The organism is Terrabacter sp. NPDC080008, from assembly GCF_040702505.1.
In the GTDB taxonomy this organism is placed as follows: domain Bacteria; phylum Actinomycetota; class Actinomycetes; order Actinomycetales; family Dermatophilaceae; genus Terrabacter.
Map to the genome: position 1 here is coordinate 376447 of NZ_JBFBLC010000002.1, position 11913 is coordinate 388359.

At 69.7% G+C, this 11913-nt stretch carries 14 protein-coding genes; 9 read left to right on the forward strand and 5 right to left on the reverse strand.

What is annotated here, in order from left to right:
• Nucleotides 1–23: 23 nt before the first annotated feature.
• Nucleotides 24–656 carry a nitroreductase family protein gene (locus AB0316_RS07710; protein WP_366271942.1) on the reverse strand — a complete coding sequence of 211 codons (633 nt, stop codon included), beginning with the start codon at nucleotides 654–656 and terminating at the stop codon, nucleotides 24–26.
• Nucleotides 657–711: 55 nt separating this feature from the next.
• On the opposite strand from AB0316_RS07710, the gene AB0316_RS07715 reads away from it, so the two are divergent.
• From AB0316_RS07715 to AB0316_RS07730, 4 genes are all read left to right on the forward strand, one after another.
• The gene (locus tag AB0316_RS07715) at nucleotides 712–3411 is read left to right on the forward strand and encodes a GNAT family N-acetyltransferase (RefSeq protein WP_366271943.1); all 2700 of its coding nucleotides are present in this window, start codon (nucleotides 712–714) and stop codon (nucleotides 3409–3411) included.
• 70 nt (nucleotides 3412–3481) lie between these two features.
• A complete protein-coding gene (locus AB0316_RS07720) occupies nucleotides 3482–4081 on the forward strand; it encodes a DUF5998 family protein (RefSeq protein WP_366271945.1) in 600 nt (199 codons plus the stop codon).
• Between the two features lie 5 nt (nucleotides 4082–4086).
• The gene (locus AB0316_RS07725) at nucleotides 4087–5244 is read left to right on the forward strand and encodes a nucleotide pyrophosphatase/phosphodiesterase family protein (protein WP_366271947.1); all 1158 of its coding nucleotides are present in this window, start codon (nucleotides 4087–4089) and stop codon (nucleotides 5242–5244) included.
• 11 nt (nucleotides 5245–5255) lie between these two features.
• Entirely contained in the window at nucleotides 5256–5948 is a 693-nt protein-coding gene (locus AB0316_RS07730; RefSeq protein ID WP_366271949.1) for a thymidine kinase, read from the forward strand.
• A gap of 42 nt (nucleotides 5949–5990) precedes the next feature.
• Here AB0316_RS07730 and AB0316_RS07735 read toward each other — a convergent pair whose 3' ends face one another.
• The gene (locus AB0316_RS07735; RefSeq protein WP_366271950.1) at nucleotides 5991–6239 is read right to left on the reverse strand and encodes a hypothetical protein; all 249 of its coding nucleotides are present in this window, start codon (nucleotides 6237–6239) and stop codon (nucleotides 5991–5993) included.
• A gap of 395 nt (nucleotides 6240–6634) precedes the next feature.
• On the opposite strand from AB0316_RS07735, the gene AB0316_RS07740 reads away from it, so the two are divergent.
• The 5 genes from AB0316_RS07740 (at nucleotide 6635) to AB0316_RS07760 (ending at nucleotide 9947) form a co-directional block, all read left to right on the forward strand.
• Nucleotides 6635–7201: a GrpB family protein gene (locus tag AB0316_RS07740; RefSeq protein ID WP_366271952.1), complete on the forward strand. Its 567-nt coding sequence runs from the start codon at nucleotides 6635–6637 to the stop codon at nucleotides 7199–7201.
• A gap of 102 nt (nucleotides 7202–7303) precedes the next feature.
• On the forward strand, nucleotides 7304–7969 hold the full coding sequence (locus AB0316_RS07745) for a hypothetical protein (protein WP_366271953.1): 666 nt from the start codon (nucleotides 7304–7306) through the stop codon (nucleotides 7967–7969).
• Nucleotides 7970–8256: 287 nt separating this feature from the next.
• The gene (locus AB0316_RS07750; protein ID WP_366271954.1) at nucleotides 8257–8871 is read left to right on the forward strand and encodes a hypothetical protein; all 615 of its coding nucleotides are present in this window, start codon (nucleotides 8257–8259) and stop codon (nucleotides 8869–8871) included.
• Nucleotides 8872–9025: 154 nt separating this feature from the next.
• The gene (locus AB0316_RS07755; RefSeq protein WP_366271956.1) at nucleotides 9026–9424 is read left to right on the forward strand and encodes a nuclear transport factor 2 family protein; all 399 of its coding nucleotides are present in this window, start codon (nucleotides 9026–9028) and stop codon (nucleotides 9422–9424) included.
• A gap of 175 nt (nucleotides 9425–9599) precedes the next feature.
• A complete protein-coding gene (locus tag AB0316_RS07760; protein WP_366271958.1) occupies nucleotides 9600–9947 on the forward strand; it encodes a hypothetical protein in 348 nt (115 codons plus the stop codon).
• Nucleotides 9948–10010: 63 nt separating this feature from the next.
• Here the strand turns inward: AB0316_RS07760 and AB0316_RS07765 are convergent, their stop codons facing one another.
• The 3 genes from AB0316_RS07765 to AB0316_RS07775 form a co-directional block, all read right to left on the reverse strand.
• Nucleotides 10011–10418 (reverse strand): hypothetical protein, encoded by a 408-nt coding sequence (locus AB0316_RS07765; RefSeq protein WP_366271959.1) that lies wholly within the window; start codon nucleotides 10416–10418, stop codon nucleotides 10011–10013.
• Between the two features lie 134 nt (nucleotides 10419–10552).
• Nucleotides 10553–11077, reverse strand: coding sequence for a hypothetical protein (locus AB0316_RS07770; RefSeq protein WP_366271961.1), 525 nt, complete (start codon nucleotides 11075–11077; stop codon nucleotides 10553–10555).
• Nucleotides 11078–11180: 103 nt separating this feature from the next.
• Nucleotides 11181–11651, reverse strand: a complete 471-nt coding sequence (locus AB0316_RS07775) for a hypothetical protein (protein ID WP_366271962.1) — start codon at nucleotides 11649–11651, stop codon at nucleotides 11181–11183.
• Nucleotides 11652–11913: the final 262 nt, after the last annotated feature.

The window sequence follows — 11913 nt, forward strand, 5'->3', positions numbered from 1 at the left end:
CGCCCCATCATCGCGCAGGCCGCTCAGGCCTCCTCACCTGCCACGCCGGAACCCGCCCCGAAGCGGCCCCAGTGCGCCACCTCGCGACCCGACCGGCGGTGCCGGCGCAGGCTGGGGCTCCTGGGTCCCGGCACGGCATACCCGATCGAGACGACGCCGACGATCGTGCGGCTCGCCGGGATGTCGAAGGCCTCGTGGACGGCCGCGTGCCGCTCGGGCGGCACGCCGAAGAAGAGGCTGCCGAGTCCCTCGTCCGTGGCGGTGAGCAGGATCAGCAGCGAGGCCATGCCCGTGTCGACGTCCCAGTACGGCACCGGCCAGCGGGCCTCGTCGCGGTCGGTCCACCCCTTGTCGGGCGCCGCGTAGCGGTCGAGGTAGGCGTCCTTGTGAGAAAGGCACAGCACGAGCACGGGGGCAGCACGTATGCCGTCCAGCCAGGGATCGGGGTCACCGCCGGGCTCCGTCGTGGCCGACCAGAAGGCCTCGCGCTCGGCGTCCGTGGACAGCACGAGGAAGTCCCAGCCCTGGCTGAACCCGGCGCTGGGGGAGCGGACGGCGTTGTCGAGGCAGCGCTCGACGACCTCTCGCGGCACGGCCCGGTCGGGGTCATAGCGGCGGACCATGCGGCGGGCGCGGACGACCTCGGTGAACTCCATGCGACCACCCTGCCAGCCGCGAGGCTCCGCAGCCGTGACGTGGCACCATGAGCGCATGGATCGCGGCGAGCCCAGCGACGAAACCGGCGTCTTCGAGCGGGTTGCCGCGCGGGCCGCCGGGGCGCCCGTCGAGTGGGAGGCCGACGTGGTCCTGCGCGACGGCACCGTCGCGCACGTCCGGCCCATCACGCCGGAGGACGCGGACGGCATACGCCAGTTCCACAGCAAGCAGTCGGCGGAGTCGATCTACCTGCGCTTCTTCGCGCCGCTGCGCGAGCTGAGCGAGCGCGACATCCACCGGTTCACCCACGTGGACCACCACGACCGCGTGGCCCTCGTCGCGACCCTCGACGGCGAGATCATCGGCATCGGCCGCTACGACCGGATCGACCCGACCTCGGCCGAGGTGGCCTTCAACATCTCCGACCACTTCCAGGGCAAGGGCATCGGCTCGGTGATGCTCGAGCACCTTGCCGCGATCGCCCAGGAGCTCGGGATCAACCGGTTCGTGGCCGAGGTCCTGCCGCAGAACCGCAAGATGCTCACCGTCTTCAAGGAGGCGGGCTACGAGGTCAGGCACCACATCGAGGACGGCGTCGTCGAGGTGTCCTTCGACATCTCGCCCACGGAGAAGAGCAAGGCCGTCCAGCTCTCGCGCGAGCACCGCGCCGAGTCGCGCAGCATGCACACGATCCTCTTCCCCGAGCGGGTGGCGATCATCGGGGCGAGCCGGCGGGAGGAGTCGATCGGCGCTCTCGTCATGCGCAACATCCTCGCCGCGGGCTACCAGGGCGAGCTCTACCCGATCCACCGCGAGGCCGAGCAGATCCAGGGCATCAGGGCCTACCCGACCATCCACGACGTGCCCCAGCCGGTCGACCTGGCGATCATCGTCGTGCCGGCCGCGCAGGCCGTCGACGTCGTCAAGGACTGCGGCAAGGCCGGGGTCAGGGCGCTGCTGGTGCTGTCGGCCGGGTTCGCCGAGGCGGGGGAGGAGGGCGTGCGCCTGCAGGAGAAGCTGCGCCGTCGCGTGCGCCGGGCCGGAATGCGCCTCGTCGGTCCGAACAGCTTCGGCCTCGTCAACAACGACCCCGGCGTGCGGCTCAACGCCACGCTCGCTCCCGTCATCCCCGAGCGGGGGCGCCTCGGTCTCTTCGCGCAGAGCGGCGCGCTGGGGGTTGCCGTGCTCGCGTCGGCGGCCCGGCGCGGGCTGGGCATCTCCGTCTTCGCCTCCGCGGGCAACCGGGTCGACGTCTCCGGCAACGACCTCATGCAGTACTGGATCGACGACCAGGAGACCGACACCGTCGGCCTGTACCTCGAGTCGATGGGCAACCCGCGCAAGTTCTCGCGGATCGCGCGCCACCTCGCGACGGTCAAGCCGGTCATCGTCGTCAGCTCGGGCGTGTCGAGCTACGCCGCCCCTCCCGGCCACCGCACCCGCGTGACCAACGTGCCGCCGCAGGCGTTCCGCGCGCTGCTGCGCCAGGCCGGCGTCATCCGTGTCGAGAACGTCCACCAGCTCTTCGACGTCGCCCAGCTGACCCTGCACCAGCCGCTGCCGAAGGGCGACCGGGTGGCCATCGTCGGCAACTCCGACGCCCTCGGGGCACTGAGCGCGAGCGCCTGCCTGAGCTGGGGCCTCAAGGTGACCCACGGCCCGGTGTCGCTGCAGCCGCAGGCGTCGGCCGAGGAGTTCGCCGCGGCCCTCGACGCGGCCTTCGCCGACCCCGACGTCGACAGCGTCGTGGCCGCCTTCATCCCGCCGCTCGTCACGCAGGACGAGGAGGTCCACGCCGCCGTGCGAGAGGTCGTCGCGCACTACGAGAAGCCCTGCGTCGCGACCTTCCTCGGGATGCGCGGTGTCGGTGACGGCCTGTCGTACGAGCAAGCGGGCGTGCGGAGGTCCGTGCCCGCGTACTCGATGCCCGAGGACGGCATCCGCGCGCTCAACGCGGTCACCAGGTATGCGTTGTGGCGCCAGCGCGACCGCGGCACCCCGGTGTCCCCGGTCGGCATCGACCGGCTCCGCGCGGAGTCGCTCATCGAGGCCTGCCTCGCCGGCAGCCCCGACGGGCGCGCGCTCACCCGGGAGGAGGCGCGCGAGCTGCTCGGAACCTACGGCATACGCCTGTGGCCGGCGGTCGAGGTCACGAGCGCCGACGAGGCCGTAGCGGCGGCTGATGAGCTGACCTACCCCGTCATCCTCAAGTCGACCTCGCCGGTCGTGCGGCACCAGCCGGGCATCGCGGGCGTGCGCGGCGACCTGGTGGACGCCGAGGCGGTCCAGGACGCGTACGCGTCGCTGACCCAGCGCCTCGGACCGCTCGGCGCCGACCGCTTCGTCGTGCAGCGCATGGCGGTGCCCGGCGTCTCCTGCGTCATCCGGGCGAGCGAGGACCCGCTCTTCGGCCCGGTCGTCAGCTTCTCCGTCGCAGGGCCGCCCACGGAGCTGCTGGGGGACGTGGCGCACCGCATCCCGCCGCTGACCGACGTGGACGTCACCGACCTCATCGACGGCGTCAAGGCGGCGCCGCTGCTGAGCGGCCACCGCGGGTCGGCGCCGGTGCACCGCGCGGCGCTCGCCGACCTCGTCGCCCGGCTATCGGTCATGGCCGACAACCACCCGGAGCTCGCCTCGGTGGAGCTCAACCCGGTCAACGCCTGGACCGGCGGCGTCGACGTGCTCGGTGCCGAGGTCGTCGTGCGGCCCGCGCTGGTGCGCAAGGACCCCGGCCGCCGCCGGATGACCTGAGGCTGGCAGACGGCGAGGGCGTTGTGGGCGGCTGACCGGGGCACCGCCCGGTGGGTGCAAGGATGGTGGCATGCGACGCGCCACCCCGGGCACCACCCACAGCCTTCCCGACGACCTCACCGAGGCGATCACCCGTGCCGGCTACTACCCGTCGCTGGTGTGCGACGTCGTCGAGTCCGCGGTGGCCGACGACGAGGTCGTGGCCCACCTGGTCCACCAGGAGACGACCTTCGACCACGAGACGGTGCGCCGTCACGTCACCGTCCTCGTCGTCACGCCGCTGCGCCTCGTCATCGCCCACGCCGACGACCACGCCGAGTCCGAGGACCGGCTGATGGCCACCGCGACCACCGAGACGGTGCCGCTGGCGGCCGTCCGCGGGGTGATGCTCACGCACGTCGTTGCGCAGCCCGACTCGTTCTCGCCCGGCACGCACGGCCGCGACCTCACCCTGACCCTCGGCTGGGGCGCCGTCAGCCGCGTCGACATGATCCCGGCCGCGTGCGGCGACCCCGACTGCACGGCCGACCACGGCTTCGAGGGCACCATCGCCTCCGACGACATCTCGCTGCGGATCAGCTCCGCCGCCGACGGTGAGGACGCCGTCGGGCGCGCGATGCACTTCGCTCGCGTGCTCTCGGCGAGCATCGGCGGCGGCACGGCCCACTGAGCGACGTGGCTGACGCCCCCGACGACGGCGCACTGCGACCTCCCGACTGGTCCGCCGGCACGCTCGCGTCCGTGCTGCCCTCGGTCGCCGACCGGCTCGGGGTGCAGCGGTATGCCGGTCGCGACGTCTTCGCGCTTCCCGCGGTCCAGCGCACGGTCGTCGTGCTCGTCGACGGCCTCGGCTACGACCTGCTGCGCCAGCGCAGCGGCCACGCGCCTTTCCTGCGGAGCCTGCTGGGCACGGCCAGCCGCGTCCCGTGTGGCTTCCCGACGACGACCGCCACCTCGATGGGGACCTTCGGCACGGGCCTGCCGCCCGGGGCGCACGGCCTCGTCGGCATGCAGGTGCTCGACCCCTCCACCGACCGGCTGCTCAACGAGCTCTCCTGGGAGGACGGGCCCGACGCGCGGGCCTGGCAGCCCAACGAGACGGTCTTCGAGGCCGCCGAGAACGCCGGGGTGTCGGTGACGATGGTCGGGCCGCACTACTTCGACGGGTCCGGGCTGACGACGGCCGCGCTGCGCGGGGGCCGGTTCCGGGCCGGACGCACCCTCGACGACCGCGTCGAGGCCGCCGTGGCCGCGGTCCGCGCCACGCCCCGCTCACTCGTCTACCTCTACTGGGGCGACGTCGACAAGGTCGGCCACGTCCACGGCTGCCAGTCATGGCAGTGGGGTGAAGAGGTCGAGGCCGTCGACGGGGCGCTGCGACAGCTCGCCGCCCGGGTCCCCGACGACACGTCGATCGTCGTGACCGCTGACCACGGCATGACCGACGTCCCGTTCGAGCGCCGCGTCGACCTCGCCGACGAGCCGGCGCTGATGGCCGGAGTGCGGCACCTCGGGGGCGAGCCCCGCAACCTGCAGCTCTACACCGAGCCGGGGGCGGTCAGCGACGTCGCGTCCACCTGGGGCGCGCGCTTCGGCGACGCCGTCCGTCTGCTGACCCGTGAGCAGGTGATCGAGGAGGGGTGGATCGGAGCGGTGCGCCCTGGTGTCGAGGCCCGGGTCGGCGACCTCGTCGTGGTGACCCGCGGCTCCTTCGCCGTGGTCCACTCGGGCCTCATGCGCCCGCAGGTGGTGGCCCTGCTGGGCCTGCACGGATCCACGAGCGAGGCCGAGCTGGCCGTGCCGGTCATCGTGGTGCCGCCCCGACGTGGCTAGGGTGGTGCCTCGTGGCTGAGCTCGTCTTCTTCTCCGGGACCATGGACTGCGGCAAGTCGACGCTGGCCCTCCAGATGGACCACAACCACAGCGCCCGCGGACGGGTCGGCCTCATCTTCACCAAGATGGACCGCGCCGGCGCGAACGTGCTCAGCTCGCGCCTCGGTCTCTCGACCGGCGCGCTCGAGGTCCGCGACGACCTCGATTTCTGGGACGCCATCGTCGACCGTGCGACCGCCGGCACCCGCATCGACTACCTCATCTGTGACGAGGCGCAGTTCTACACCTGCGAGCAGGTGGAGCAGCTGGCCCGCATCGTCGACGAGATGGACGTCGACGTCTTCGCCTTCGGCATCACGGCGGACTTCCGCACCGAGCTGTTCCCGGGCAGCAAGCGGCTCATCGAGCTCGCCGACCGAGTCCAGGTGCTCCAGGTCGAGGCGCTGTGCTGGTGCGGTCGCAAGGCCACGACCAACGCCCGCGTGATGGACGGCGTCATGGTCGTCGAGGGGGAGCAGGTCGTCGTCGGCGACACGAACCCGGGCAGCTCCGGCCTGGTCGAGTACGAGGTGCTGTGCCGCCGCCACTACATGAGACGGATGACCTCGCACGCCGCGCGGGCAGCTGCGATCTCCCCGGAGGTCCTGCCCTTCGACCTCGACGTGTGCCCGGTGCCGCCGCTGCCGATCACCCAGGCCGACTAGAGCCAGCCGGCGGCGCCGAGCACGCACGGTGGCAAGAGCGCCTCAGCCCTCCAGCCGTTCGATCGTCAACGCGACCGGGTCGACGCCGGCGACGCCCCACAGGTGGGTTGCGACGCGGCTGAGGTCACCCGCGACCTGAAGGACGTTTCTCGCCGTCGCAGGCACGGCTACCTCTGTTCCTCCCCTGAGTGGGTGCGAGACGACCGTGCCGGGCACGAGGGCGAGCAGACGCTCGTCGACCTCCACGGACAGCACCTCGTCGAAGGCGGCACGGACGGCGTAGTCGGGCATGGTGGTGATGGTGTCACTTCCATCTCCTCGGCCGGGAGGGCCTTTGGTCCCGACTGACGGTCTCGTCTTGGTCGCCGGCCTCCGGCTCGGTCACGACGGACCATGCCGCCATGCCACGAAGCGGAGAACCGAATGTTTCACGAGTCCGACCGTCGGACCTTCCTCGTCTGGCTTGACCAGGCCGAGTCGTTGCCCTCGAGACTCGCCAAGGACGAGTCGTCCACGATCAACGAGCCGCTCACGTGCGACGGCACCGTGCCGGGGCCTCCACTGCTCACAGCTCGGCCTTCCTCAGGGCTCGAGCTACGCCGTACATCGACAGCACCGATCAGCGGCATTGGGGACGTCCGCGTTCACAGTTGCCGGCAGTAATGGGGGCTGCTTAGGCTCCTCGGATGCCTACTTCGCAACGCCCGCATCGACGGGCAGACCTGACCACCGTCGAGCTGGTCGGTGGCATCGAGAAGCGCGAGCTCGTCATCGTCGATCCCGATCCCACGTGGCCCCAGACCTACCGACGCCACGAGGACTGCATCCGCGACGCGCTCGGGCCGCGGGGTGCCGTCGCCATCGAGCACATCGGATCGACCTCCGTGCCCGGCCTCGCCGCCAAACCGATTGTGGACATCCTCGTCGTCGTCAACGACATCACCGCCGAAGAGGACTACCTGCCCCAGCTCCTCGCCGCCGGCTACGTCCTGCGGGTCCGCGAGCCCGGCCACCGCCTGGTTCGTACACCGGAGCGTGATGTCCACGTGCACATCCTCGAGACCGACGACCCGCAGATCGCCGAGTACCTCCTCCTACGTGACCACCTTCGCCGCGACGAAGCCGACCGCGAGCTCTACGCGCGTACCAAACGCGATCTCGTCGTGCAGGACTGGCCCAGTATGGATGCTTACGCCGACGCCAAGACGGAGGTCATCACGCAGATCAAGGACCGGGCGCGACAGCGCAGGTGATGCCCACCCTCGACCGACACGTCGTCGACGGCAGGGTCGGAAGAACGTCCTCCGCGCGGCCTTGTCAGACGGCGCCGGACACGCCGCGGGAGAAGATGCCGTATGCCTGAAGACCGTGAGCCGCTGAGGCGTTCATCGCGAGAGCAGCGCCAAGAAGACGAGTTCCAGGCGCTTTACGGTCGGTGGTCGCCGCTGACGCCGATGGAGGTCGCCGGGCTGCTAACCGGGTTCGACCGGCCGTGGTGGGTGGTCGGTGGTTGGGCGATCGAGGCCGCGACCGGCTACCGGCGTGAGCACGAGGACACCGACATCTCGTTGTTAGCTCGTGACGTTCCCGCCTTTGTGGCCCATCTGTCCGGTGACTGGCATGTGTGGAACAACGTCGGCGGAGTCCTGCACCCGCTCGGCGGGCAGTGGCAGAGCGTCGACGACCCCGGCAGCCAGCTGTGGGTGCGCAAGGACGCTTCGAGCCCATGGGTGCTCGACGTCCCTCTGACCCCGGACCGTCAGGGCCGGTGGACCAACAAGCGCGATCCGGAGCACGTGGCCGACCTGGATCAGGTGACCTTCGTCGCCGACGACGGGATCCGCTACCTGAACCCGGAGATCGTCATGTCCTACAAGGCCGCTCTTCGTAGGCCGAAGGACGAAACGGACCTGGTGGCAACGCTCACGGTGCTGCCGTCCGTCCGGCGGGAATGGCTGCGAGCCGCTCTGGTAGGCCAGGACCCAGAGCATCCGTGGCTCGCATGCGTCCTAGCCAAGTGAATGCCGTTCTCCGCGAAGCGGCAGTCCCGGACGTGGGACAGGGCTCCGACGCTGAGGAACTGGCGGGGCTCTCCATGCGCGTCTTGAATGCCGGCGCGAGTTTGGCTGGCAGACTCCGGGCCATGGGCAACGACTCGCGAGGCGCCAGACGCTCGCCGCGCCGGGCGCCTGCCCTAGCGGTTACGGCCGCCGTCGTCGTGTTGCTCGCAGGCTGCACAAGCGGAGGACCCACGGCGCCGCGCCCGTCCGCGGTGCAAGGGACTGCGTCCGCGCCGAGGATGACAGCGGTGCCCGAGGCTGCCCAGTGTGTCAGTCACCAGAACCTTGGCGAGGGCGGGGGAGCTGGCCTTCCGTTCACAGGTCTGTTCGAGGGAAGGGTCGCCCGCGGTATCGACGCGAATGACGAGTTCGTGCTGGGGGTCGACGCGGCTGATTTCGGCCGCTGCGGCGCGGTGCTCCCCGGCGGCGATGACGTCTGGTGCGGGCAGCCACCGCCGTGGGCGTCCATGGGCATGGACCGGTTCACCATCGCGTCAGGCGCCACCCGGCTCCGCCGCGTCGCGATCACTACCGACGAGGGCCGGTCGAGCTCAGGCCGGCACGTGTCGCGCTCGCTCTCCTACGTCGAGCTCGAACTCGGTGGCACCGACCCGAAGGGGCTGGCCGACTTCATGCAGCGGGCGTTCCGACGTTGCGCTGATGGCACTGTGACTCGGGAGCAGGGTCTGTCTGCCGTCATCGGCGTGCTCCCGTCGATGAGTGGCGGCGTGGATGAAGCGGACGCGGTCGCGTTCCTGACACCCACGCGCGTCGCGTGGGTCGTCCTCGACGGGCGGCCCTGGACGCCAGCGGAGCGAAACCAAGCCCTGGGCGCGATTGCGGCCCATCTTCGTCAGGCGTGACCCGCCGGAACGAGCCGCACAGGTGTGGCACGCTCCATCGGCGACGAAGCGGCCGGTCGTCGCAGGGTCCGAGGTTGCCCTCCTAGCGGCAGTTCCGGATGCGACGCGAGGCGTTCTCGCCCAAGGCCGTGACTAGGCAGCCATGCTCGTTGACGTGACCGATCGTGACGACTTCCTCGCTTGGGTGAGCACGGCTCTGTACCAGGCGGAGCTCGCCCTTCACAACGGCGACCCCGCGCCACGACGGGCGCTATGGTCCCGAGAGGAACCGGTAAGCGTCCTAGGTGCATGGCGCAGCGCACATGGCCAAGCCGAACTGGACGAGCTCTTCACCGCCTTGGGCAACTCATTCTCCGAGTGCACTTCCTACACGTTCGAGCTGCAGGCGTACGACCTCATGGGCGACATGGCCTACACCGCAGGCCTCGAGCACACATCGGCTTCCGTCGACAGCGAGCCCCGCACCTACACCTTGCGGGCCACTCAGGTGTACCGCCGCGAGGACGGCGCGTGGAGGGTGGTCCACCGCCACGCGGATACCGCGAACGAATGACGATGGGCACGATCCGCGGCATGTCCGGATGTCTGCTCAGGACGTCAAGAGTCCCGTTGCATCGCCCTGCTTCCTGTCGCTCGTACTGAGCGGCGGGTTGATCGCGGCGGGGATTCTGGAGTCCTGCGTGCGATTGCAGGTGCTTCCCGGTTCGAGGGCTTGTAGACAAGGGCACATGTCATCGGAAGGTCCTCGTCCGCGAGATCCACGACTCGAGCTGTACCGGGACGCCGTCTGGGAGCTGAGCAGAAACGGCAGGCTCGAAGCGCATCTTGTGACGCAGGTGACCTACTTCCGCTACTGGCCGTTCGGGCGCAGGTATCACGAGTGGCTCTTCTGCAGAGTCTGCTGGCTCGACGGGCGCTCGGAGCCGCCGGAGGAGGACTACGAACCGTGGACAATCGTTCCGGAGTTGGAGCAAGGCAAGTTTGAGAGCTCATACGCCCAAGGCGGCATGTTCGACGCCAGGCCGCTAGAGGGCAGTGCCCGTGACCTAATCTGGGAGCGGTACGGCCCACCGTGAGAGTGTGTCCGGGCCGGGTCGAGAACGTCCAGGTGCCTGAGACGGCGGTCGCGCTTCTTGCAGTCAGTCGAGCGGGATGTGTTGGGCGCCGGCCTCGGAGATCATGATCTTGGCGGCGCCCCGCGCCCGTGCCCATTCGATCACCGCGGCCCGTTCACCGTCGAACGTGACGTGCTCATTGCCCTCGCCCTGCCACGATGCATGCCACGGCCCAGCTTCACTGCCCGACATCTCGTCCGCAGACTCGCCGCCAACCCTGATGATCCAAACGACGCCTGTCCCGGCCGCTGGCTCCTGAGTTGCCTCGCGGGCGTCCGTCGACTCCTCATCCAGGAAGAGGCCGCCATCGTCCGCAGTCGGCCTCGACTCATCCGCCGCGTGGGTAGGCCCGTCCGCAGAAAGCGCGTACCAGCCGCCGACGACGCCGGCCTCGGACGGGATGTAAGGCGTCCGGTCGGAGTCAGAGCACATACCGAGGATGTTCCTATGCCGAGTGGTTTCCGGGGAAGGGGCCCGGTTGCCGCCGGCGGAGTGGTAAGACCCGTCCTCATGGGGTCAGCCAGCGTCCCTAACTCGGCTCGACCGGTCGGCGGCATGATCGCGCGTCAGCGCCGACCGCCGATCTCCCGATGCCAATAGGCGGCATCGTCACTGCTGACTTGCACGACGGCGTCCAGTTCGATCGGTGCAGCCCAGAACTCGAGCAGATAGGTGTCCAGGACGCCCTCGGCGAACTCGCCGTCTCGGCCGGCGTCCCGACCGCGTGCGCTCACCCGGAGGCGATAGGTCCCGGCAGGGATGAGCAAGGCGCCCCCGTCTTCACCGGCCCACGATGACCACCGAGGATCAGCGCCTTCCGGAATCGTCACCGACACCTCTACGACGTCCTCCCACGTCTCGAGATGAGGGTCCGGAGCGTGCTCAACCAGTTCGATCCGCACCCTCGAGCCCCCGGATCGTCGTGCGAGGTTGAGGTAGACGCCGTTCGCGTCGGCAGCCCCAACCAGGCCGTTGAGCTGCCCTTCAAAGAACCGGTCGAAGTCGCCGTCGAAACCGAAGGGGAAACGCCAGCCCACGTCGAGCTGGCCGTAGTCCGTGTGAACGACGCGGTTCAGCAGGACCGTCGGCATGAGCGGATTCTGACGGATCGCACCGCTGACGGTCTGGCCTTCGCGCGCAATGCGGCAAAGTCGGACGAGCGTAGCCGTCCTCAGCGCGGCATGACCGGAAAGGTCAGACGGCGAGACCCTGAGCCTTCAGACGCTCACCCAGGGGGCCAGTGGCCCAGTCGCGGTCGTACAGGCTGACCTGTACTCGCCGTGTGGCCGGATGGCCCGCCAGACCTTGAGGCAGCGTCGTGGTGTTGTCGCTGCGGTCCAGCGCGAGGATCGTGCTCTCACCGAGAGCCAGTTCATCGGCAGTGACCAGTCCGCGTCGACGCCCCCGCTCCACGCCGACTATCGCGCCCCATGGGGCCTCCAGTCGGTAGTTGTCGCGCTGGAGCTGTATGCCGGCCTCTGTCACCGTCAGTGTGCGCCGGGACACCCGACGTAGGGTCCATGCCCCGAAGCAAAGAAGGACGAGCACCACGGGTAGCGCGAAGACGAACGGTCGTACTGCGAGGAGCACGAGGACAGAAAGGACAGAGGGCAGGAGGAAAGACTCGAGCAGCGCGATCGGCCTTCGCAGGCTATAGGTCCTCACGGATGCACCCTAGAGCGCAAGAGCGCGCGCGTATGCGATCAGCGCAGCGACTCAAGGTTGGCGCCTCGAGGCATGACCCGTCGGCGGCATGAGCGGTAAATGCCGCACGCTGATGTCCGGAAGTCGACTGGCGATTGCGCTGGGTGATTGGTTACATCATGAACGTGAGGACAATGGGACAAACGGGCTCACCTCGGGGGCTGTGAGACGTGCTCGTCCCGGCGAAGTCTCGAGAGTATTGGCTAACCCACCGCGGAGAGTC

What these genes read in the sequence shown, in the direction of transcription:
- AB0316_RS07710 (WP_366271942.1), bottom strand. Translation starts at nt 656, where the DNA reads ATGGAGTTCACCGAGGTCGTCCGCGCCCGCCGCATGGTCCGCCGCTAT.
- AB0316_RS07715 (WP_366271943.1), top strand. Translation starts at nt 712, where the DNA reads ATGGATCGCGGCGAGCCCAGCGACGAAACCGGCGTCTTCGAGCGGGTT.
- AB0316_RS07720 (WP_366271945.1), top strand. Translation starts at nt 3,482, where the DNA reads ATGCGACGCGCCACCCCGGGCACCACCCACAGCCTTCCCGACGACCTC.
- AB0316_RS07735 (WP_366271950.1), bottom strand. Translation starts at nt 6,239, where the DNA reads ATGCCCGACTACGCCGTCCGTGCCGCCTTCGACGAGGTGCTGTCCGTG.
- AB0316_RS07740 (WP_366271952.1), top strand. Translation starts at nt 6,635, where the DNA reads ATGCCTACTTCGCAACGCCCGCATCGACGGGCAGACCTGACCACCGTC.
- AB0316_RS07745 (WP_366271953.1), top strand. Translation starts at nt 7,304, where the DNA reads ATGCCTGAAGACCGTGAGCCGCTGAGGCGTTCATCGCGAGAGCAGCGC.
- AB0316_RS07760 (WP_366271958.1), top strand. Translation starts at nt 9,600, where the DNA reads ATGTCATCGGAAGGTCCTCGTCCGCGAGATCCACGACTCGAGCTGTAC.
- AB0316_RS07765 (WP_366271959.1), bottom strand. Translation starts at nt 10,418, where the DNA reads ATGTGCTCTGACTCCGACCGGACGCCTTACATCCCGTCCGAGGCCGGC.
- AB0316_RS07770 (WP_366271961.1), bottom strand. Translation starts at nt 11,077, where the DNA reads ATGCCGACGGTCCTGCTGAACCGCGTCGTTCACACGGACTACGGCCAG.